Genomic DNA, 21464 nt, shown 5'->3' on the forward strand with positions numbered 1-21464 from the left:
TAAATTTTAACCTCACTAAATTTATAAAATTATTTACTCCTTTTTAAATTTATTCTTGTATCATTTTTGCATTCTTTTAGGGAGAATTTACAATGAAATATGATGAAATTTTTAGAGAATACGACATCCGCGGCATTTTTGAAAAGGACTTGACAGAGGACAGCGTCAAGGCTATAGGACTTGCTTTGGGTAAGAAATTTAACGAATTTGGCGTGAAAACTTTAAGCGTTGGTTTTGATGCAAGACTAAGTGCTAGCACACTTTTTAGGTACCTGCTAAGCGGTCTAAACAAGGCTGGTGGCTTTAAAATTTATAACATCGGCTTGCTACCAACTCCTGTTGGCTACTTTAGCGTTTATGCTGATTATTTTGACGCAAACATCATGATCACGGGCTCTCACAACCCAAAAGATTATAACGGCTTTAAGATTACCATTAAAAAAGATAGCTTCTTTGGCAAAGATCTGCAAATTTTAAAAGATAAGGTGAACGAGATAATCGCCTCAAATTTAGAGATCGCAGACGATGAGAGCTGTGAGAAATTTAATATCTTAGAAAAATACGTTGAGTTTTTTGTAAAAGAATTTAGCGAGCTTAAAAATTTCAAAAAGCCTTTTGTCATCGACTGCGCAAATGGCGCTGTTGGCGTGAGCTTGGTGCCTATCGTCAAGGCACTTGGACTAAATGCTAAAATTTTATATGAAGATCCAGACGGAAATTTCCCAAATCACCATCCAGACCCAAGCGAAAAAGAGAATTTAAAAGAGATATTTTCGCTCATCGAAAAGAAGGAATTTGACCTTGGATTTGGCTTTGACGGAGATGGCGACAGGATCGCAGTTATAACGCCAAAAAGAGATATAAAAGGCGATGAACTAGCATATCTTTATGCGCTAAATATGAAACATCCAAAAGTGCTTGGCGAGGTAAAATGCTCACAAAATATGTATGATGAGATCGCAAAAATCGGCGAAGTTTTTATGGGTAAGACTGGACACAGTAATATAAAAAAGATGATGAAAGAGCTAAACGTAGATCTCGCGGCTGAAGTGAGCGGTCATATCTTCTTTAAAGAGCGATATTTTGGCTTTGACGATGCGCTTTATGCGATGATGAGGGTGCTTGAGCTAGTTCATAAGGGCTTTGACCTTGACGGCGAGCTTGATAAGATGCCGCTTGTCTTTAGCACCGATGAGATCAAGATAAAGACGACTGATGAGGCTAAATTTAAGATAGTTGCTAAGTTAAAAGAGTGCGTGAAAAACGAGGGTTGCGACCTGCCAAAGATAAAAAATATCATCGACATTGATGGTATTAGAATTCAGTTTGAAAATGGCTGGGCACTGGTGCGTGCGTCAAATACAACGCCGGTTATCGTCACTAGATTTGAAGCAAAGAGCAAGGAATTTCTTGCAGAGATCGAGCAAAAAGTGACAAATTTACTAAAGAGCTTGATGTAGCCAATAAAAGCATTTTGGGTTAAATTTACTCCAAAATGCTTTTCAAATTTTTATTTAAACATCCAACTTATCTGGCTTTTGCTGGTTTCTTTTCGGGCAGTTCCAAATACATGCCGCGCAACAATTCTCCAATCAAATTCGCATCCTCAAATTTCTCGAATACATGCATTAACGTCTTTGAGCCATTATAAGGATAACGTAGTTCTGAGTCTGCAAGAAGTCTGTCCGATGTCGGCGTTCTCTTTAAAAACAGTTCATTATTACAAATGTCACCTATCAGTTTACCGTTAAAATATACAAGGTATCCACCCATCATGGATTTTATGACAATATCGCCGAATTCAGAAAATCTATCGCGAACATATTCATTAAATTCATTCACTATGATCACTCACTTTGAATTTAGAGTTTGCCGCCTTCGACGACAAGTGATTCTGGATTGACACTATCGCCATAGATTGGTTTTAGCGTTGCGTCATAGTCTTTGTGGAAGAAATTTTCTTTTCCAAGCTCGATGATCTCGTTATTTAGCCACTCAAGTAAGGCTTTGTTGCCTTTTTTGACAGCTGGAGCTATCACGTCCACGTCGCCAAGCGCCTCAACGCCAACGACAAAGCCAGGAGTCTCTTTCGCCCAGGCAAAAAGTAGGGCGTTATCATGCGCTAGAGCTGCACCCCTTTTATCAACCAAAGCTGCGAAAGTTTCGGTGTTTTGATCATACTTTAAAAGCTTGATATCAGGATAATTTTTTGTAAAAAATGCGTCTGCTGTTGTGCCTTTATTGACGATTAAAGTTTTATCTTTTAGCTCATCGACGCTCTTTATCACAGCACCTTCTGGGCTAACGATGCCAAGAGAGACCTTCATATATGGAAGCGCAAAATCAACAACTTGTGCTCGCTCAGGCGTCTTTGTGAAATTTGCAAGCGTGATATCGACCTTGTCAGCTGTGAGCACTTCGACCCTGCCAGCAGCTTCTACTAGCTCAAATTTAACCTTGCTCTCATCGCCAAGCAAGTCTTTTGCGATACGTTTTGCAAAATAGATGTCATAGCCTTGGTTTTTGCCGTCTTTATCGACGTAGCCAAATGGCGGTTTGTCACTGAAAACGCCTATCCTTATATATCCACGCTCTTTGATCTTTGCGATCGTGTCAGCTTGATTTGAAGCGGCTGCTTTGTCCGCACCTTTGTCATCACCACAACCCGTTAGAAAGACGGTAGCGACTAATGCTAATAAGAAAAATTTAAATTTTCTCACTCTTTCTCCTTTGAAAAATTTAGTAAATAAGAGCGACCAAGTCTCGCTCTAAACGCATTTTGAAAAAACGGCAAATTATCTCTTATTTTTTCTAAAACGAGAATAAATTTAGAAATTTCTTCGCTCGCTCGCTCTTTGGATTAGTAAAAAATTCCTCTGGCTCGCTGATCTCCACGATCGCTCCAGCGTCCATAAATACGATCTTGTTTGCAACCGCTCTTGCAAAGCTCATCTCGTGCGTGACTATTAGCATCGTCATGCCATCTTTGGCTAAATTTAGTATCACATCAAGCACTTCTCTAACGATCTCAGGATCAAGCGCAGCTGTAACCTCGTCAAATAGCATGATCTCAGGGTTCAAGCAAAGGCTTCTAACAATGGCTATGCGCTGCTTTTGACCGCCGCTTAGCTCCTTTGGATAGGCACATTTCTTATCAAGTAGCCCAACCTTGCTTAGCCACATATCAGCAGTCTTTTCAGCCTCGGCTCTATCTCTTTTTTGCACTTTTAAAGGCCCAAGAAGGACGTTATCTATGACGTTCATATGATCAAAGAGCTCGTAGCTTTGAAAGACCATACCGACTTTTTGGCGGATCCTTTGCCACTCTTTAAATTTAGCATCTATCACTTCGCCGTCTATGACGATCTCGCCGCTTGCAATGCTCTCAAGGCCGTTTATGCATCTAAGAGTTGTGCTTTTGCCACAGCCAGATGGCCCAAGAAGCACGACTACTTCACCACTTTTAACCTCTAAGCTTATATCTTTTAAGGCGTGAAGCTCTCCATAAAATTTGTTTATTTTTTTAAGCTCTAAGATATTTTCGCTCATTTTAGCTCCATTTTTCTTCTAGTTTTTTCGATAGTTTTGAGACTGGATAGCAGATCGCAAAATATAAAAAGAATATGAGCGTGTAAATCCAAAATGGCGCCATAGGATTTGTAAATACATTTCGCTCGATGATCTGCTGACCGACTTTGACCACCTCTACAACGCCGATTAGCACGACGATAGAGGTCGTTTTTATCATACGGCTTAGTAAATTTACAGCTCCAGGCACCAGCCTTCTAGTAGCAAGTGGGATGATGACATAAAAGTAAATTTGAAATTTGCTAAGTCCTAGTGAGGCGGCTGACTCAAACTGGTGCTTTGGTATCGAGGTGATCGCTCCTCGTACGATATCCATCATCTCAAAAACGCCCCAAAGACTAAAGACTATGAGCGAGGCGGTAAATGCCGAGATGTGGATATCAAAAGCCTTGCTAACGCCAAAGTAAAATAAAAATAGCCAGACGATCTGAGGCATGATACGAACGATCTCGAGACAAATTTTTAAAACAAAATAGATAAATTTGTTTTTCATGCTCATCAAAACGCCAAGTATGAGGCCACCGATGACGGAGATGATGATAGAGATGAGTGAAATTTCAGTGCTTACTACAAGACCTTCAAGTAGTCTTAGTAAATTTTGCGTGTCAAATAATATACTAACTCCTTGCATTTCTCACCCTTTTTTCGACGTAGCTAAGCGCCAGCGAGACTGGCAAGATGATGACAAGATAGCTAATAACCAGCATAAAAAGCGCCTCATCTGTCTTGTAGTAAAGTCCGATGAGATCCTTTGCAACATAGACTAGATCGGCAAGCGCTACGATACTAACTATACTTGTCTCTTTTAGTAAAAATATGACGTTTGCGCTGATGCTCGGAAGTGCCACGCTAAAGGCTTGTGGCAAGATGACATATCTTAGGAGCTGATTTTTACTAAGTGCGATGCTAAGACCTGCTTCTATCTGCGACTTTCTAACCGCCTCAAAACCAAGTCTAAAGCTCTCGCTCATGTAGCTGCCACCAAGAAAGCTAAGTCCAGCGACCGCACAGGTAAAGCCACTCATCGACACTCCAAGCTTTGGCAAGCCGTAGTATAAAAAGAAGAGCTGGATAAGAAGCGGTGTGTTTCTTGAAAGCTCAACGTAGCAATCAACTAGTTTTGAGAGAAATTTTAGCTTGTAAAATTTCACAGCCATGCAAAAAATTCCTATCAAAATAGAAAAAACAATCCCCAAAAAGGCGATCTGGCAGGTGAGAATCCCAGCCTTTACAAAAAGGGGGTAAAATTTCTCAATAAACTCAAAATCCATAAACATTAATCCAATCTGAAAAATGGAGTTATTTTATCCCATAATCATAAATTTAAAACTAATTAGATATGATCACGCTTTAAATTTAAGCTTACAAAAAGGATAAAATTTGATCGATCTTTTTCAGATCATCGGCTTTTTAGGGATGATTTGCATCGTGATGGGCTACTTTTTACTTCAGATCGGCCGTCTAAATAGCCGCGATCTAGCCTATCAGATAATAAATTTAGTAGGTGCGGTGCTACTTATAATCTCGCTTTTTGTGCACTTTAACCTCGGCTCATTTTTGATAGAGGTCTTTTGGATAATCATTACGATTTATGGAATTTATAAAATTTACAAGGAGAGAGCGTGAGAGCGTACGCAGAGTGGGAAGAGCAGGAGCTTTTGTTTTTATCGCTGCCACATAGTAAGAGCGACTGGGAGCCTTATTTAGAGGAGATTTTGGCGGGTTATGAGGAACTTGTGGCTGCTGTTACGCCCTATGAAAAGGTGGTGCTCATCTGCCCTGATGAGACAAATTTCACTAGATTTAAGAAATTTAAAAATGTAGAGTTTGTTAAACTTGAGACTGACGATACTTGGATCAGAGACTACGGTATGATCGACGTTTGCACCGAAGATGGCGTCAAGAGCTATGACTTTAAATTTAACGCTTGGGGCGGTAAATTTAAGAGTTCAAAAGATGATGCGATAAATTTAGAGCTGGCTAAAATTTACAAAACCAAGCTTGAGCCAGTCGATATGATACTAGAGGGCGGAAGTGTCGAGTTTAACGGAGATGGCGTGCTTTTAACCACTACAAAATGTCTGCTAAATGAAAATAGAAACAAAGCACTTAGTAAAGAGCAGATTGAAGAAAAACTAAAAAATTTATTTGGCTTAAAACGTATCATCTGGCTTGAAAATGGCTTTATAAGAGGCGATGACACAGATAGTCACATCGACACTTTAGCGCGCTTTATCACGCCTGATATGGTAGCTTACGCAACTTGCGAAGATGGGAGCGATGAGCACTTTGATGAGCTAAAAAAAATGGAGGATGAGCTTAAAAAAACTGGCTTTAAGCTGCTTGCTCTGCCACTACCAAAACCTAAATTTTATGATGGCAAAAGGCTTGGCTGCACCTATGCAAACTTTATCTTTATAAATGGTGCGCTAATCGTGCCAACATATAACGACGAAAACGATGAAAAGGTGTTAAATTTACTAGCCAAGGCGCTGCCAGATAGAAAGATCATCGGTGTAAATTCGCTAGTTTTTGTCCGTCAAAATGGCTCGCTTCACTGCTCAAGCCAAAATAGATACAAGAGGGCTTAGCCTTGTCAAGTCCGTTTGATTATGAGTTTAACAGCATAAATAAGCAGGAGTGCACGCAGGGCGAAAATAAGGCCGTTATCGCAGCTGGAGCATGCGCTTTTTTGCTCGCACTTGTGAAATTTGCAGCTGGACTTTTTAGCGGCTCAGTCGCTGTGCTTGGCTCGGCGATTGATTCGATGCTTGATTTTATCGTCTCACTTTTAAATTTATTTGCGCTTAGAAAGTCAAGAAAGCAAGCCGATGAGAGATTTAACTTTGGCTACACAAAGCTAGAGGCCTTGGCAGCGCTATTTGAGTGCGTCATCATCGTGCTGGCTGCTGGATATATATTTTATGAGAGTGTTAAGAAATTTAGCGAGCCAAATTTGGAGATAGATCTTGGCTTAAGCCTTGGTGTGATGGTATTTTCGGTCGTGGTGACTCTATGTTTGGTGCTATTTTTAAACCAAATTTCTAAAAAAAGTGGCAACCTTATCATCAAAGCAGACGCGCTGCACTATAAGATCGACCTTTTTAGCAACCTTGCAGTCATCATCTCGCTACTTATCATTAAATTTAGCGGATTTGTGATGATAGATGCGATCTTTGGTATCGTGATAAGCGGCTACATCGCTCAAAGCGCCATAAGTCTTGGCAAAGACGCCCTTGGTGTCTTGCTAGATCACGCAGCAAGCCCTGAGGTCACAGCTGAGATCATCAAAATGATAAAGGCTAAGCAGAGAATTTCTGATTTTCACTATCTAAACACAAGACAGAGCGCAAATACTATATTTTTAACGCTGCATTTAGTTTTTGACAAAGATATCTCGCTTTACGACGCGCACGAGGTGGCCGACTCGCTTGAAGCTGAGATAAGAGAGAAATTTAAGGAATTTTCGTGGCAGATAACCACGCATTTAGACCCATATAACGACAAAGAAGGGAAATGAGATGAAAGTAGCACTACTTCAACAAGAATTTAAAGGGACAAAAGAGGCGACCATCACAAAGACGCTTGAGCTAATCGCCGAGGCAAAAAAAGGTGGCGCCAATCTAGTTGTCTGCCAAGAGCTACACCAGACGCAGTACTTTTGCCAAAGCGAGGATACAAATTTCTTTGATCACGCAAACGACTGGCAAGAGGATGTCGCTTTTTGGGGCAGGGTGGCAAAAGAAAATGGCGTGGTTTTAGTCACTTCTCTTTTTGAAAAGAGAGCTGACGGACTTTATCACAACACCGCCTTTGTCTTCGAGCGTGACGGCAGTGTGGCTGGCAAATACAGAAAAATGCACATCCCTGATGACCCTGGATTTTACGAGAAATTTTACTTTACGCCTGGCGATATTGGCTTTGAGCCTATTGAAACTAGCCTTGGCAAGCTTGGCGTTTTGGTGTGTTGGGATCAGTGGTATCCAGAGGCAGCAAGGCTAATGGCGCTAAAAGGGGCGAAAATTCTCATCTATCCAACGGCTATTGGCTGGTTTGAGGGCGATAGCGAGGATGAAAAGTCAAGACAGCTTGAAGCGTGGGTGGCAGTGCAAAGAGGTCACAGCGTGGCAAATGGTCTGCCAGTTGTTGCAGTAAATCGCGTAGGCTTTGAAAAAGATGATAGCGGCGTGATGGATGGGATAAAATTTTGGGGAAATAGCTTTGTTTTCGGACCACAAGGCGAGCAGCTTTTCCGCGCAAATAACACAGATGAGCTTTGCAAGATCGTTGAGATAGATATGAAAAGAAGTGAAGAAGTGCGCAGAATTTGGCCATTTTTAAGAGACCGCAGGATCGATGCCTACGCAAATATCACAAAAAGATTTATCGACTAAATTTAGAGCTAGAATTTCTAGCTCTTAAAATTTAGAATGCTCGTAAAAGAAATATAAATTTATTCTTAAGAAAATATTTTTTTAAGCCTTGATTGTGTAGAATAGTTGCAACTTTACCAAAATGGCATAAAAATATCATATCAAAAAGATACAAAGCTAAATTTATAGAATAAAATAGCCTTAAATTTTTTGAAAGGATTTTAGATGAAAACTACTTCTTTAGCACTTGCTGGATTGCTTTTGGCAACAACACTTTCAGCAAAAGAATTTATCAGTATCGGCACTGGTGGCATGACAGGTACGTACTATCCGATAGGTGGAGCGATCTGCCGCTTGGCAAATAAAAATACAGATGTAAAATGCTCTGTTCAATCAACTGGCGGCTCTGTTTATAACGTAAATAACGTCCTTAAAAAAGAGCTTACATTTGGCTTTGTTCAAAGTGACGTCGTCTATGATAAATATAATGGCACTGGCAAATTTGACGGAGCAAAAGATGAAAATTTACGCTCAGTAGTTGCGATCTATCCAGAGCTTCTTGCATTTGTTGTAGCAAAAGATAGCGGTCTAACAAGTGATCTTTCTTCTTTTGCAGGTAAAAAATACAACGTCGGAAACCCAGGCAGCGGCAACGAAGTGAGCACACTTGAAGTCTTTAAGGCGAAAGGCTTTGACGTTTCAAAACTAGGATACCGCGGCGTTTTAACAGTTGGCGAATGCCCACACGCACTAAAAGATAAAAAGATAGACGGATATAGCTTTGTCGTTGGTCACCCAACTGCAAACATCACTGATGCTGCGACATCTTTGCCTATTGATATCCTAAACATCGAAGGCAGCGAGATCGATAATCTTCTTAAAGAAAAACCATACTTCGCAAAAGGTGTGATTCCAAAAGGCTCATATGATGGCGTCGATCACGATGTAAATACTATCGGTGTAAAAGCTGTTTTAGTAACTAGCAAAGATACAAAAGATGAGGCTGTAAAAGCTGTGATAAAAGCTATCTTAGATAACTTTGATGAGTATAAAACTCTTCACCCAGCGCTAAAATCAGTTAAAAAAGAAGATCTTGTTCAAGGTCTTTCAGCTCCGCTTCACCCAGCTGCAGAGGCTGCATTTAAAGAGGCTGGTATCTTAAAATAATTCATTTCCAGGGGCTTTTGCCTCTGGATAAAATTTAAATATGCAAATTTCTTCTAAATTTATATATTTAAATTTTAAAGGAGAAAGATGAACGAAGTTAATGACAACGAAGAACAATTTGTCGAAGTAAAGACAAGAGAGATAAATAGCAATTTTTACAACTATTTCATCGCATTTGCGTGTTTCTCTTGGTCAGTTTTTCAGCTTTATATAGCTTATTTTCCGCTAAATACTAACATCTCACGCTCAGTGCACCTAGCTTTTGCGGTTGGGCTTGTGTTTTTGCTCTATCCAGTCACTTTTCATAAAAAGGCTCACTCATGTTTGCCATTTTACGACCTAGTTTTTTACGTGGTAGGCGTTGTTGCCGTGCTTTATCCAGCGGTTTATTTTTATGAGCTAGCTGATAGGACAGGGGACTACATCACTCAAGATATCGTCATATCGTTTTTGGCAATCATCGTATTACTTGAGGCTGGCAGGCGTGTCATGGGACCAGCGCTTCCTATTATTTGTATATTATTTTTGATATATGATCACTTTGGCCCTTATATGCCAGATATCATCGCTCACCAAGGCGCTAGCTTTGAAAAGATCGCAGGACACATGTTTTTAACGACTGAGGGCGTTTTTGGCGTACCTATTGGTGTTAGTGTTAGTTTTATCTACCTTTTTGTTCTTTTTGGTTCATTGCTAGAGCGAGCAGGCGCTGGACAATACTTCATAAATTTAGCCTTCTCGCTTCTTGGCAAATATAGAGGCGGTCCAGCTAAGGCTTCAGTCATCGCAAGTGGCTTAACAGGCATGGTTTCAGGCAGCTCAACAGCAAACGTCGTAACTGTTGGTACATTTACCATACCGCTTATGAAAAAAGCTGGTCTTTCACGCACAAAAGCTGGAGCCATCGAGGTTGCAGCTGGTGTAAATGGACAGCTCATGCCTCCGATCATGGGTGCGGCTGCTTTTATCATCGCTGAGTTTTTGGGCATGACATATACAAACGTGATGATGGCAGCGGTTATCCCAGCATTTGCTTGTTATTTGTCGCTATTTTTTATCGTGCATTTAGAGAGCGTCAAGCTTGGACTAAAAGGCATAAATCAGAGCGAATTTCACTCAAGATTTAAAATTTTTGTAAGTGGCCTTCACTATATAACGCCTATTTTGATCTTGCTTTATACGCTTTTAATCGCAAAAGAGTCAGCCATATCAGCGGCTTTTAATGCTATTGGATTTTTATTTTTGATAATGATCTTTCAAGAGCCAACTAAAAAGCTAGCAAGTGGTGAAAAAGTAGGGCTAAGCGACGTGCTCCTTGGCTTTGAGGATATATTTTGGGCGATGGTCGCAGCCGCAAAGAGCATGACCACAATAGCCATCGCAACCGCACTTGCTGGCATCATCGTGGGCTCTATCTCGCTAACTGGCCTTGGTCAGGTGCTCTCTGATCTAGTCGAGCTTTTAGCAGGCGATAACATCATGATGATCCTAGTTTTAACAGCTCTTATGTCGCTTATCCTTGGCATGGGTCTTCCAACGACAGCAAACTACATCGTCGTCTCAAGCCTTGTTGCGCCAGTTATCTTGTTTTTAGCGCATAAAAATGGCTTCTTAATCCCTGCCATCGCCGTGCATCTTTTTGTATTTTACTTTGGAATTTTAGCCGATGATACGCCGCCAGTTGGCATCGCAGCCTATGCAGCAGCGGGCATCGCTAAAGCAAATCCAATAACCGTTGGCGTGCAAGGGTTCTTTTACGATCTAAGAACGGCGATCTTGCCATTTGCCTTTTTCTTTAACAACAAACTTATGCTCATTGATAGCATAAACACGAGCGATCCGCTTGATTCAAAAGGGATAGTCTGGATGAGCAACCCACTTGAAATTTTACTTGTTTTTGGTATGGCGATCGTGGGGATGTTCGCCTTTTCTAGCTTGCTGCAAGGCTACTACGTCACAAAGCTTAGGATTTGGGAGAGGTTGCTACTTATCCCTGTCGTGCCACTAGCTCTTGTGCCAAATATCTGCGTGAAATTTGGACTAATGCCAAACGAATACACAGCCTACATCGTGGCAGCGGCCATTTATGGCTTTGTCTTTATGACCCAGTGGGGCATAAAAGATAAACCGCTTGATCAAATAAGAGCGATTTAACACTAGGCAAGAGCCCTCTTGCCTAAACCTTTAAATTTATTTATAAATTTCCATTGATTTTGTAAAAAGTGAGAATTTAGGCTTTAAAAGCCTAAAGATCAAAGTTGTTTTGAGCGTTTTAGATCGCCTGCAAACTCGCAAGACATCTTATCATTTAGCTTGCAACCTTTTTCTAAAAATGTGTAAGCCTCTTTAAATTTCTTAGCTTCTATTAGTATCGAGCCTATCATGCCACAAGAGTAGCCGTCGTTTTGCTCGCAAGCTTTGTTAAAAAACTCTCTTGCCTTTTGTGGATCGTTATCTAGATAAATTCCACCAGCTGCTGAGCAACCCTCTTTTTCGCCACCTTGACAAGCTTTGTTGTAAAACTCTAACGCTTTGTTGCTATCTGGCACGTCAGTTTTGCCAATCTGGTAGATCGCACCTGCTGTTACGCATGATCTTGCGTCATTTGCTGCGCAACCTGCTTCAAATTTAGATAAAGCCTCAGTGAAATTTGAGTCAGCATAAGCTTTCAAGCCATCTTCAAAGTCGCCTGCTAGAGCGCAAGCTGCAAGAAGTGAGATAAAAATCATTTTTTTCATTAAATTCTCCTTTTGTAAAGTAATATGCAATTTTAACATATTAAATTTACACTTACTTGATGAAAAATAATTACGATTTTAAAATTTGCTCTTGCTCTTTGTAATCAGGCATGATGGCTTCTATAAATTTATAAAAGCTGCTTTGATGATGCGGATAGAGCAGGTGAGTGAGCTCGTGAAGCACGACGTATCGCACAGCAGAGAGCGGCTTTTCGATGAGCCTTAGGCTTAAGTTTATATAGCCTTTTTTGTGGTTGCAACTGCCCCAGCGAGTTTTGCTATCTCTTATGACGATGCGACTAACTGGCTTATTGATATGAGGCTGATAGTAGCTTACAAGCTCTAAAAATAGCTCTTTTGCCCTTGTTTTTATAAATCGCTCAAGTGCCTTTAAATTTGGCGTTATGATAAATTTATCTTCAAAAAATGGCACCTTTGCGCTCTCATCAAATTTGATCTTATAAATTTGCCCAAGAAATTTCATCTCATCATCTTTTGGCAAATTTAAAAGGGCTTTTTTATATGAGTTTTCAAGCCAAATTCTGTGCGTCTCAAGAAAGCTAAGAGCCATCTTTTGCGTGCTGTAAAATGGCATAGAAAGCGTGATCTTAGCGTCCTTGCCAACTCTTAATCGCATAGCCTTTACATTTGTTTTAAAATTTATTAAAACGCTTAGGCCGTAAAAGTCTAAGTTTAGGCTCTTTTGCCTCAAACTAGGCGTTTTTCTTGCCACTTTTTGCTTCTCCAGCGCCATGTATTTGCAAGGCCTCTTAGCCACTCATCAGCGCAAAATCCTATCCAAACGCCAACGATGCCCCAGCCAAGGTGTATGCCTAAGAAATATCCAAGCGGCAGCGAAAGCCCCCACATAAAGATAAGCCCAGTCGCTAGCGGGAATTTCGCGTCGCCACTTGCACGAAGGGCATTTACGATGACGATGTTAAAGGTTCTGCCAGCTTCTAGCACGATCGAGAGGGTAAAGAGTGGTAACATTATCTTGCGCAAGCCCTCATCTAAATTTAGCGCGTCCATGATCTTATACTTTAAGGCGTAGGCGATCAAAACGACGACGAGCGTTATAAAAATGCCAAGCCACAAGGCTTTAAAAGTCCTTGTATAGGCCTCGTTAAACTCGCTTGCCCCAACCAAATGCCCAACGATGACCTCGTTTGCCACGCTGATACTTGCGCCACAAAGCAAGATAAGAAGCGTGATCTGAAAGTAGATAGTCTGCACGCTAAGAGTTGCCTCGCCCATGCTCGCGATAAAGCCAAATGCAACCATGTATTGCGCCATCCAGAGTAAATTTTCGCCAGCACTTGGCAAGCCAACTGAGAGTATTTTCTTTAAAATTCCAAACGGCACTACAAGCAGTTTGCTAAGATAAATTCTAACTTTTGCCACGCGTATGAGCATGTAAAGTAGGACAAAAACGCCTATTAGTCTGCCCACAAATGTCGAGATAGCAACACCTTGCAGGCCTAAATTTGGCAGATCAAACCAGCCAAAAAGAGCGATGGCGTTGCCAAAGATGGTGATGATGTTCATCAAAACTGAAGTTAGCATCACAGCAGTTGCTAGGTTATAGACGCGAAGCACCGCAGCTAGCACCATGCCGATGCCATCAAATAGCAATGCAAAGCCAAGGATGTGAAGGTATGAGAAGCTATCGTTTATGAGATCATTTGGCACGTTTAGTAAATTTAAGATGTTGTAGCCAAAGACGTAGATGATGATGGCTGAAAAGATGCCAAAGACCGTATTTGACGTGATGCTTGCGTGTATGACGCTTGAGGCTAGCTCGTTTTGCTTTGCTCCAAGAGCTTGTGCGACGACGACTGAGCAGCCCATGCTTAAAAAGTTAAAAATGGTCATAAAAAGATCCATCACTTGATTGCCAGCACCCATGGCGCCAACTAGATGCACGCTCACTTTTGTCACCATGTAGGTGTTGATGATGAGCGTTATAAAGTGCAAAAACATATCTAAAAATATAGGGACGACCAGTTTTTTCATAGAAAGGTTCATAAATTTCTCCCTTTTTAAATTTTGGGGCGATTATAGCCAAATTAGGTTTTAGCTCCCTTTTGATATAATCCAAAAAATTTAAAATTTGAGAGAAAAATGGCATTAATCGACCTGATAGACGTAAGTAAAAAATTTGGCGCAAATGAAATTTTAAACAGCGTAAGCCTTAGCGTAAATGAAAATGAAAAGATAGCGATCATCGGCAAAAATGGCAGCGGCAAGAGCACGCTTATGAAGATCATCTCTGGCGAGGTGGTAGCAGATAGCGGCAGACGCATAGTGCAGAGCTTGATAAGCGTCGAGATGCTAGCGCAAAATCCAAATTTTAACGCCACATTTAGCGTAAGAGATGCGCTAAATAACGAGCTAAAAGAGATATTTGACGCGATAAGTGAGTATGAAAAAAGTGGCGTCTTGCTAGCAAATGATCCAGAGAACAAAGAAATTTTAAAAGAGCAAGAGAGGCTTATCAAATTTATAGAGGCAAAGGACGGCTGGAATATCGAGCATAAGATCGAGCGAATTTTGCAAGAATTTAAGCTAAAAGAGTATGAAAACAGGCCCATTTGCTCGCTTAGCGGTGGCGAGATACGCCGTGTGGCACTGGGTGCTCTTATCCTTAAAAAGCCAGATGTTCTGCTGCTTGATGAGCCTACAAACCATCTTGATGTCTATATGGTCAAATTTCTTGAAGATATGCTTAAAAGCTCAAATCAAAGCATAGTTTTTATAAGCCACGATAGGTATTTTATCGATGCACTCGCTACTAGGTGCGTTGAGGTTGAGGATGCAAGCTTAAAAAATTTTGAGGGTGGATATGCAAACTATCTAACCAAAAAAGAGGAAATTTTAGCAAGCCTTGCAAAGTCGCATGAGACGCTACTAAAACAGCTAAAGGCCGAAGAAGAGTGGCTAAGGCGCGGCGTAAAAGCTAGACTAAAGCGAAACGAGGGCAGAAAAGAGCGGGTGCTTGCTATGCGCGAGGAGGCCAAGAAAAACCCAGGCGTGATAAGGCGCGTGAGGCTTGAGCTGGAGCGTGCGAGTAAAAATTTCAACCAAGTTCAGAGCCAAAACCGCAAAAAAATGCTCTTTGAGTTTAAAAATTTAAGTAAAAGTATAGATGGCAAGGTGCTTTTTGAAAAATTTGACGCAAGGGTTTTGCAGGGTGAGAGGATCGCCATAGTCGGACGAAACGGCAGTGGCAAAAGCACTTTGCTTAAAATTTTGCTAGGACTTGAAAAGCAAAGTAGCGGCGAGATAAAAAGAGGCGAGGTGAGTATCGGCTACTTTGATCAAGCTAGAAATGTCCTTGATGATGACAAGAGCCTTATAGAGACATTTTGCCCAAATGGTGGCGATCACGTGCTAGTTCGTGGGCGAAATATGCACGTCTATGGCTATCTTAAAAATTTCCTCTTTCCAAAGGAATTTCTAGATAAAAAGATAGGCGTTTTAAGTGGTGGCGAGAAAAACCGCGTGGCACTTGCGATGCTTTTTACCAAAACTTACGACGTGCTGGTGCTTGACGAGCCGACAAATGACCTTGACATCGCAACTATCAACATCTTAGAAGACTACTTGCAAAGCTTTGAGGGGGCTATCTTGCTAGTTAGCCACGATAGATATTTTGTCGATAAGATGGCAAATAAGCTCTGGGCATTTGAGGGGACAAAGATAAATGTCTTGCATGAAGAGTATAGCGTCTATTTGGAGCTTGAAGATGAGATGAAAGAGCTTGATAAATTTGAAAAAGAGCTCTCAAATAGCCAAAATGAAGCCAAACAAAAGAGTAAATCTGGCGCAAAACTAAGCTACAAACAAACGCAAATTTTAAACACATATCCAGATAAAATTTCAGCTCTTGAAGCAAGAGTAGCCGAGCTAAACGAGGGGCTTAGTGATCCTAAAATTTATCAAGAAGTGGGGCTTACTAAGCTTTATGAAGAGCTAGAAAGTGCAAAAGCCGAGCTTGAAAGCCTAGAAAATGAGTATTTTGAAGTGCTAGAGATCGCCGAGGAGCTCGAGTAGCTTGAAAAAGATCGGTAGGATAAGTGCGCTAAATACGAGAGTTGTTAGGCAAAATTCTCTTGTAAGCCTTAGCATTATCGTTGATAAGATGAGGTTTAGTGAGATATTTTCACCTGAAATATATAAATATGAAGTGGGTGATCTAGTCGAGATAAAATATAACAAGGTTGGTTTTTTAAATAAGATAGAGACCATTAGGCTAATCGCAAAAAGCAGCGAAGAGTCAGGACTTTTTGCAAGGATTAAAAATTTGATCTTCATGCTTAGTTATTTTTATTTATGTTTTATTGCGTCAGTCTTTATTTATTATGGGGTTACGCTGGAATTTAATATTATTAGGTTTATTATTACATTAGTAGCCGCTTGCTTTCTGTTTTTGATGGGTAAATTTGCATATCTTAAGTTTTTGATTTTTAGATATTTTATATTTGGATAGGTACTTTAAAATTTAAATTTATGAAAGGTTTTTGCGCCATGATGAGGTCGCTAAATTTGTTTGAAACGAGGCTAAAATGCTAAAAAAACATCCGCTAATCTCAGTAATAATCGCCATTGTTGTGATATTTTTTGCTACCTACTTTTTTGTCTTTGGGTTAGTTTCTATTTTAGATGACGACATTGACGATAGTAAAGAGCTAAATAATAGCTTTTTTTACGTCAAAGACGACAAGGTCTATGCCTTGGTGCCAAGTGGTGGTAAATTTGAGCTAATAGGCGTGAGGGCCAGCAAATTTAGATACATTGATACCGGCAAATACGACAACAGAAACGTTGGCGCAAGCGATGAGGCGGTGTATTGCGGTAATCTCGTGATGAGTGGTCTTAGCCCTAAGAGCGTTAGAGCGCTTGGCAATGGCTACTTTGGCGATGGCAATGTAACATATTTTTGCGATAGCGAAAGCGAGACAAACCTTGAAATATCCGCACTTAAAGAGTTTTGGGATATCCTCTCACATAAAATGTTTAAAACCCCAAAAGCGCAAACTCATATCTATAAATTTAGGCAGGTTGATAACGCAAATTTAGCAGCGATATTGGGCTTTGGCTACGCAAGCGACGGAGTAAAGGTCTATCATGAGGGCAAAGAGCTAGAGGGCGCAAATGCTAGCAAGATGCGTTATATAGAGCAAATATCTGGCAGAAAGAGCGTGCGTTTTACGACTGATGGGGAAAATGTCTATTATGACAGCACAAAGCTAGGGATCAAATTTAGCCCACAAATGCGTGATATCGGCGAGATATGGCGCATTCACTACCTTTATGAGCCAAATTCTGGCATGGTCTATGCAAATGATCATGAATTTGACCCAAAATTTGCCCCATACGAGCCACTTTTTAACCTAAAAGATGAGCACGCCTATCACGCTCTTTTTCGCGGCAAAGGCGGTATCTATCACTGGGAGCGAAAGTGGCAGTGGTATAACAGCATAGATGAGGGCGAGTTTGTAAGGGACGGCGATGATCCGTTTAAAGGCGAGATAACGCCGTTATATGGCGACGTGGTGATAAGTGATGGCAAGACATATTTTTTAAAAACCTATGAAATTTGGCACAACACAAAACAAAACCACAGCCTAAGCTCACGCCACACGTCTATCGTTAGGCTTGATACAAAAGAGCAGTGGCGAAAGATCGGCTTTGTAAGAAACGATGGCTACGGAGCGGTCTATGCAAACGGCGATAAGACCTATTATTTTGATAACGTCGGCTACGGCTGGCGTTTTAACAGCAGCATTTATGATATAAATGACCTTGGCGTGGTTGAAATTCTCACTCGTCCTTATGACTCAAATGTTGAGAATTTAAAACTTGATGAGATAGTAAAAATGGTAGATCAAGGCGCTATGGTGCCAGCTGAGGGCGAGGTGGTGATCGATGCGATAAGCGACTTTGATGATTACTCGCAAAAATATGCCTACTGGATATTTTTAGCCATTGCATTTATAATGTCGGTAGTTGGCGCTATTTTTAAAAATAAAAATCAAAAAAGCGAGCTTAAAAAAAGGGTGGATGATTATAGATAATGAGAAAAATTACTATTAGATTTGTTTATTTTTTAGTCATCTTGACGCTATTTTTTGTTTTGGCGATGCTTTATCTATGGCATGAGGGCGAGTATCAAAGAGGCTTTGCAAACATCGATAATAGCGAGTTTTACCACTCGCCTGAAGGTAAAATTTACGTTCAAATTTCAGGCAGTGGCAAGTATGAGCTAAAAGGCGTCGATGAGGCTAGTTTTAGGGTCTTAAAGCTAAAACACGCATATGACTACTCAAACGTGGCGGCTGATAAAAATCATGTCTATTGCGCTAGAGAAATTTTGCCAGGACTTGATCCAAACAGCACAAAAGTGCTTGGCAATGGCTATATAAGTGATGGTAAGATAAGCTATTATTGCGCTACTAGAAGCGAGAAAGAGGCGGGATTTAGCGAATTTGGCGCCATTATGAAAAACCTTGTTCACGTTTTTATAAAAAGCTACGATGATAGCCCTTATTTTTACAGGACAAAAAGGGTTGAAAGCACAAATTTAGAGCCTATATTTGACGCTGGTTTTGCAAGAGACGGAGCTACGCTTTACTACAAGGGCGAAAAGCTTGACGCAGATCCTAACGAGCTAAGATACATCACGACAGAAAGCGGCGCTGCTAGCGGATATTACACAGATGGCAAAAGCTTATTTATGGGCTTTTATAGGCTTGATGCAAGCTACTCAGATGAGACGCGCCGGATATGCTACGATGCTAAGCACGATATAGAATATCTTTTTGAGCCAAAAAGTGGGGCGGTGTTTGCAAATGAGCATAAATTTAGCGCCCAAAATATGCCTTATAGCGCCATTTATAGCGTGGATAACGTGCACTCTTTTTGGCCTCTTTTTGCCAGCAAAGATGGAATTTACTTTTGGGATGGCAGTAAAAACGAGCAGGCTAAAATTTCAGACTACCAGCTAAAAGGCGAGCTAAAAAGGCTCTATGCTGACGTTTTTGTAGATGAAATTTCAGCTTATTTTTTACAGCAAGGCGAAGAGTGGCAGCGCTCAAAGCACGGCAGGCACTTAGTGGCACAAACCGTCTCTTTATATAAATTTGCCCCAAGCTCATCTTGGCGTGAGATAGGGCTGGTAAAAGATGGCGAGTATGGCGCGGTCTATGCAAACGGCGATAAGCTCTATTTTTTTAGCAAGATAAAGCCATTTTATGGCATTAGACATAGCGTTTATGAGGTGGCTGATCTTAGCGTCATAGAAATTTTAACAAGGCCGTCTAAAGAGCTTAGCGCAAAAGATATCAGCGAGATGATAAAGCGCGGCGAGCTAGTGGAGGCAAGCGGCGAAGAGGTCGCTAGATCTAGGATAGAGTTTGACTCGCCAAAGATCATCTTGTATATCACATTTGGCATCGCTTTTTTCGTCATAGTGCTAACAACTCTTGCAAAACCAAAGAGAGATGAAAGAGACTTGAGATAAATTTCAAAGTGGCTATTTTTGGTAGCTAAAGCTTAAAATTTCATAAAAATTTAAAGAGAAAATTTGACCTATTTACTCTTTTTTGTTATTTTAAAGCGAGACTGAAATTTATAAAAAGGAGAAAAATGTTTAAATTTCAAAGGTCAAAATTTAATAATTCAGTATTTATCCCATCGCTTATTGTCATATTTTTAATAGCGGCATTTGCAGCGATATTTCCAAATTTCTCAAATGAGTTTTTTAAGGGTATGCAAAACTACATCGCAGCCAAATTTGGCTGGTTTTATATCCTAGTCGTTGCCGTCATACTGCTAAGCGTCATCATTCTTGGCTTTAGTAAGCTTGGCGAGATCAAGCTTGGAGCTGATCACGTAAAGCCAGAGCACAAAAATATCTCGTGGTTTTCTATGCTTTTTGCCGCTGGCATGGGCATAGGTCTAGTATTTTTTGGTGTGGCCGAGCCGCTCATGCACTATCTAAACCCACCAGTTGGCGACGCGCAAACTATCGCAGCGCAAAAGCTTGCGTTGAATATCACATTTTTTCACTGGGGCATGAGCGCATGGTCGGTTTATGCCATTGTGGCACTTATCCTTGCCTTTTTCTCGTATAGACACGGCTTGCCACTCACGCTTAGATCGGCGTTTTATCCGATCATCGGAGATAAAATTTATGGCAAGATAGGTAGTGCCATCGATACATTTGCCGTCGTAGCGACCCTTTTTGGCGTGGCGACATCGCTAGGATACGGCGTACTTCAGGTAAATGCTGGCCTTACGCACGTTTTTGGCCTGCCAACCATGCACATCACGCTTCTAATAGTGCTTTGTTTTGCAGCTACCATCTCAGCGGCAAGTGGCGTGGATAAGGGCATCAAAATCTTATCAAACGCAAACATCGCGCTAGCTATATGTTTTATGTTTTTGATACTATTTTTAGGCGATACGACGCAGCTTTTAAAGTCGTTTGTGCAAAACAGCGGCGACTACATCTCTACGCTCATCTCAAACACCTTTAACCTCTACGCCTATGAGAGGCAAAACGAGAGCTGGCTTGGTGGCTGGACGCTGCTATACTGGGCTTGGTGGCTATCTTGGTCGCCGTTTGTGGGGCTTTTTATAGCTAAAATTTCAAAGGGCAGAACGATCAGAGAATTTGTCATAGGCGTGCTTCTCGTGCCAACTGGCTTTACTTTTGCTTGGATGAGCTTTTTTGGTAACTCGGCGATTGCGCTTGTTCAAAGTGGCTTTAGCGAGCTAGCGACCACGGTAAATTCCGACTCAGCCTCAGCACTTTTTATGTTTTTAGAAAAATTTAGCTTCTCAGGCGTGCTAAGCGTGATCGCAGTCTTTATGATCGTAATATTTTTCGTAACTTCCGCCGACTCTGCGGCGATCGTTATGAACATGCTTTGCTCAAACGGCAAGGATGATACACCAGTTTGGCAAAAGGTCTTTTGGGGCGTTACGGTGGGCGTCGTGGCGGCATTTTTGATGCTAGCTGGTGGTCTTGGCTCGCTTCAAGCACTTACGATCACGACAGCACTGCCATTTTCCATAGTGCTACTTGGCGCCATTTATGGGCTATTTAAGGCGTTACGTGTGGATCTAACCAAAAAAGAGACAAATAACTTTAGTAACATGCCTATTAGTGATCTTTCAAAGCCGTGGCAAGAACGTCTAAGTGCGATCATCACGCTGCCAGGCAAGAAAGATGGCAAGAAATTTTTAAACGAGGTTGCACTAAAAGCTTTTAACGAGCTAAAAGAGGAATTTGCCAAAAACGGACTTGAAGCAAAGGTCACAAATGGCGAGAATTTTGTAAATTTAAATGTCGGACTTGGCGACGAGATGGACTTTAGATATGGCGTCTATCTCACCAAGAGCCATAGTCCAGACTACACCAGAGAGCTTGACGGCGATGATCTTTACTACAGGGCTGAAGTCTATCTAAAAGAGGGTGGTCAGGACTACGACGTGCTTGGCTGGAGCGAAGCTACGCTGATAAACGACGTCATTGAGCAATACCGCAAACACATGCAGTTTTTACACGTCGTTAGAGAGTAAATTTTAG

General features: G+C 41.1%; 20 protein-coding genes. 12 read left to right on the plus strand and 8 right to left on the minus strand.

Annotated elements, in window-relative coordinates; translation table 11 throughout:
• Positions 1-92 precede the first annotated feature (92 nt).
• Positions 93-1460 (plus strand): phosphomannomutase/phosphoglucomutase, encoded by a 1368-nt coding sequence (locus HMPREF1019_RS00200; protein WP_009293643.1) that lies wholly within the window; start codon positions 93-95, stop codon positions 1458-1460.
• A 67-nt stretch (positions 1461-1527) separates the two neighbouring features.
• On the opposite strand, the gene HMPREF1019_RS00205 is transcribed toward HMPREF1019_RS00200, so the two are convergent.
• The 5 genes from HMPREF1019_RS00205 to HMPREF1019_RS00225 all read right to left on the minus strand — a co-directional run bounded on the left by HMPREF1019_RS00205 (position 1528) and on the right by HMPREF1019_RS00225 (position 4859).
• Positions 1528-1842, minus strand: a complete 315-nt coding sequence (locus HMPREF1019_RS00205; RefSeq protein WP_009293644.1) for a TfoX/Sxy family protein — start codon at positions 1840-1842, stop codon at positions 1528-1530.
• Positions 1843-1862: 20 nt separating this feature from the next.
• Entirely contained in the window at positions 1863-2720 is an 858-nt protein-coding gene (locus tag HMPREF1019_RS00210) for a cysteine ABC transporter substrate-binding protein (RefSeq protein WP_009293645.1), read from the minus strand.
• A gap of 91 nt (positions 2721-2811) precedes the next feature.
• The gene (locus tag HMPREF1019_RS00215) at positions 2812-3549 is read right to left on the minus strand and encodes an amino acid ABC transporter ATP-binding protein (RefSeq protein ID WP_009293646.1); all 738 of its coding nucleotides are present in this window, start codon (positions 3547-3549) and stop codon (positions 2812-2814) included.
• A 1-nt stretch (position 3550) separates the two neighbouring features.
• Positions 3551-4219, minus strand: coding sequence for an amino acid ABC transporter permease (locus tag HMPREF1019_RS00220; protein ID WP_009293647.1), 669 nt, complete (start codon positions 4217-4219; stop codon positions 3551-3553).
• Positions 4206-4859, minus strand: a complete 654-nt coding sequence (locus tag HMPREF1019_RS00225) for an amino acid ABC transporter permease (RefSeq protein ID WP_009293648.1) — start codon at positions 4857-4859, stop codon at positions 4206-4208. The genes HMPREF1019_RS00220 and HMPREF1019_RS00225 overlap by 14 nt, the downstream gene beginning before the upstream one ends.
• Positions 4860-4968: 109 nt before the next feature.
• On the opposite strand from HMPREF1019_RS00225, the gene HMPREF1019_RS00230 reads away from it, so the two are divergent.
• From HMPREF1019_RS00230 to HMPREF1019_RS00255, 6 genes are all read left to right on the plus strand, one after another.
• Positions 4969-5214 carry a CBU_0592 family membrane protein gene (locus tag HMPREF1019_RS00230; protein ID WP_009293649.1) on the plus strand — a complete coding sequence of 82 codons (246 nt, stop codon included), beginning with the start codon at positions 4969-4971 and terminating at the stop codon, positions 5212-5214.
• Positions 5211-6179 carry an agmatine deiminase family protein gene (locus tag HMPREF1019_RS00235; protein ID WP_009293650.1) on the plus strand — a complete coding sequence of 323 codons (969 nt, stop codon included), beginning with the start codon at positions 5211-5213 and terminating at the stop codon, positions 6177-6179. The genes HMPREF1019_RS00230 and HMPREF1019_RS00235 overlap by 4 nt, the downstream gene beginning before the upstream one ends.
• Before the next feature lie 2 nt (positions 6180-6181).
• Entirely contained in the window at positions 6182-7108 is a 927-nt protein-coding gene (locus HMPREF1019_RS00240) for a cation diffusion facilitator family transporter (protein ID WP_009293651.1), read from the plus strand.
• 1 nt (position 7109) lies between these two features.
• Positions 7110-7982 carry a carbon-nitrogen hydrolase gene (locus tag HMPREF1019_RS00245; protein ID WP_009293652.1) on the plus strand — a complete coding sequence of 291 codons (873 nt, stop codon included), beginning with the start codon at positions 7110-7112 and terminating at the stop codon, positions 7980-7982.
• Between the two features lie 204 nt (positions 7983-8186).
• Positions 8187-9128, plus strand: coding sequence for a TAXI family TRAP transporter solute-binding subunit (locus tag HMPREF1019_RS00250; RefSeq protein ID WP_002940425.1), 942 nt, complete (start codon positions 8187-8189; stop codon positions 9126-9128).
• 87 nt (positions 9129-9215) lie between these two features.
• The gene (locus tag HMPREF1019_RS00255; RefSeq protein ID WP_009293653.1) at positions 9216-11282 is read left to right on the plus strand and encodes a TRAP transporter permease; all 2067 of its coding nucleotides are present in this window, start codon (positions 9216-9218) and stop codon (positions 11280-11282) included.
• Between the two features lie 98 nt (positions 11283-11380).
• Here HMPREF1019_RS00255 and HMPREF1019_RS00260 read toward each other — a convergent pair whose 3' ends face one another.
• From HMPREF1019_RS00260 to HMPREF1019_RS00270, 3 genes are all read right to left on the minus strand, one after another.
• A complete protein-coding gene (locus HMPREF1019_RS00260) occupies positions 11381-11866 on the minus strand; it encodes a tetratricopeptide repeat protein (protein WP_009293654.1) in 486 nt (161 codons plus the stop codon).
• Positions 11867-11936: 70 nt separating this feature from the next.
• On the minus strand, positions 11937-12599 hold the full coding sequence (locus HMPREF1019_RS00265) for a M48 family metallopeptidase (RefSeq protein WP_034901186.1): 663 nt from the start codon (positions 12597-12599) through the stop codon (positions 11937-11939).
• A complete protein-coding gene (locus tag HMPREF1019_RS00270) occupies positions 12575-13894 on the minus strand; it encodes an MATE family efflux transporter (RefSeq protein WP_009293656.1) in 1320 nt (439 codons plus the stop codon). Before HMPREF1019_RS00270 ends, HMPREF1019_RS00265 begins: the two co-directional genes overlap by 25 nt.
• Before the next feature lie 96 nt (positions 13895-13990).
• Here HMPREF1019_RS00270 and abc-f point away from each other — a divergent pair, with 96 nt between their 5' ends.
• From abc-f to HMPREF1019_RS00295, 5 genes are all read left to right on the plus strand, one after another.
• Positions 13991-15922, plus strand: a complete 1932-nt coding sequence (gene abc-f / locus HMPREF1019_RS00275) for a ribosomal protection-like ABC-F family protein (RefSeq protein WP_009293657.1) — start codon at positions 13991-13993, stop codon at positions 15920-15922.
• Position 15923: 1 nt separating this feature from the next.
• Positions 15924-16358 carry a hypothetical protein gene (locus tag HMPREF1019_RS00280; RefSeq protein WP_009293658.1) on the plus strand — a complete coding sequence of 145 codons (435 nt, stop codon included), beginning with the start codon at positions 15924-15926 and terminating at the stop codon, positions 16356-16358.
• A 76-nt stretch (positions 16359-16434) separates the two neighbouring features.
• A complete protein-coding gene (locus tag HMPREF1019_RS00285; protein ID WP_009293659.1) occupies positions 16435-17946 on the plus strand; it encodes a DKNYY domain-containing protein in 1512 nt (503 codons plus the stop codon).
• On the plus strand, positions 17946-19391 hold the full coding sequence (locus HMPREF1019_RS00290; protein WP_009293660.1) for a DKNYY domain-containing protein: 1446 nt from the start codon (positions 17946-17948) through the stop codon (positions 19389-19391). The genes HMPREF1019_RS00285 and HMPREF1019_RS00290 overlap by 1 nt, the downstream gene beginning before the upstream one ends.
• A gap of 125 nt (positions 19392-19516) precedes the next feature.
• Positions 19517-21457, plus strand: coding sequence for a BCCT family transporter (locus tag HMPREF1019_RS00295; RefSeq protein WP_009293661.1), 1941 nt, complete (start codon positions 19517-19519; stop codon positions 21455-21457).
• Positions 21458-21464 lie beyond the last annotated feature (7 nt).

Source organism: Campylobacter sp. 10_1_50 (assembly GCF_000238755.1).
Lineage (GTDB): Bacteria > Campylobacterota > Campylobacteria > Campylobacterales > Campylobacteraceae > Campylobacter_A > Campylobacter_A concisus_R.

What these genes read in the sequence shown, in the direction of transcription:
- HMPREF1019_RS00215 (WP_009293646.1), bottom strand. Translation starts at nt 3,549, where the DNA reads ATGAGCGAAAATATCTTAGAGCTTAAAAAAATAAACAAATTTTATGGA.
- HMPREF1019_RS00250 (WP_002940425.1), top strand. Translation starts at nt 8,187, where the DNA reads ATGAAAACTACTTCTTTAGCACTTGCTGGATTGCTTTTGGCAACAACA.
- HMPREF1019_RS00260 (WP_009293654.1), bottom strand. Translation starts at nt 11,866, where the DNA reads ATGAAAAAAATGATTTTTATCTCACTTCTTGCAGCTTGCGCTCTAGCA.
- HMPREF1019_RS00255 (WP_009293653.1), top strand. Translation starts at nt 9,216, where the DNA reads ATGAACGAAGTTAATGACAACGAAGAACAATTTGTCGAAGTAAAGACA.
- HMPREF1019_RS00290 (WP_009293660.1), top strand. Translation starts at nt 17,946, where the DNA reads ATGAGAAAAATTACTATTAGATTTGTTTATTTTTTAGTCATCTTGACG.
- HMPREF1019_RS00225 (WP_009293648.1), bottom strand. Translation starts at nt 4,859, where the DNA reads ATGGATTTTGAGTTTATTGAGAAATTTTACCCCCTTTTTGTAAAGGCT.
- abc-f (WP_009293657.1), top strand. Translation starts at nt 13,991, where the DNA reads ATGGCATTAATCGACCTGATAGACGTAAGTAAAAAATTTGGCGCAAAT.
- HMPREF1019_RS00295 (WP_009293661.1), top strand. Translation starts at nt 19,517, where the DNA reads ATGTTTAAATTTCAAAGGTCAAAATTTAATAATTCAGTATTTATCCCA.
- HMPREF1019_RS00220 (WP_009293647.1), bottom strand. Translation starts at nt 4,219, where the DNA reads ATGCAAGGAGTTAGTATATTATTTGACACGCAAAATTTACTAAGACTA.
- HMPREF1019_RS00270 (WP_009293656.1), bottom strand. Translation starts at nt 13,894, where the DNA reads ATGAACCTTTCTATGAAAAAACTGGTCGTCCCTATATTTTTAGATATG.
- HMPREF1019_RS00200 (WP_009293643.1), top strand. Translation starts at nt 93, where the DNA reads ATGAAATATGATGAAATTTTTAGAGAATACGACATCCGCGGCATTTTT.
- HMPREF1019_RS00245 (WP_009293652.1), top strand. Translation starts at nt 7,110, where the DNA reads ATGAAAGTAGCACTACTTCAACAAGAATTTAAAGGGACAAAAGAGGCG.
- HMPREF1019_RS00285 (WP_009293659.1), top strand. Translation starts at nt 16,435, where the DNA reads ATGCTAAAAAAACATCCGCTAATCTCAGTAATAATCGCCATTGTTGTG.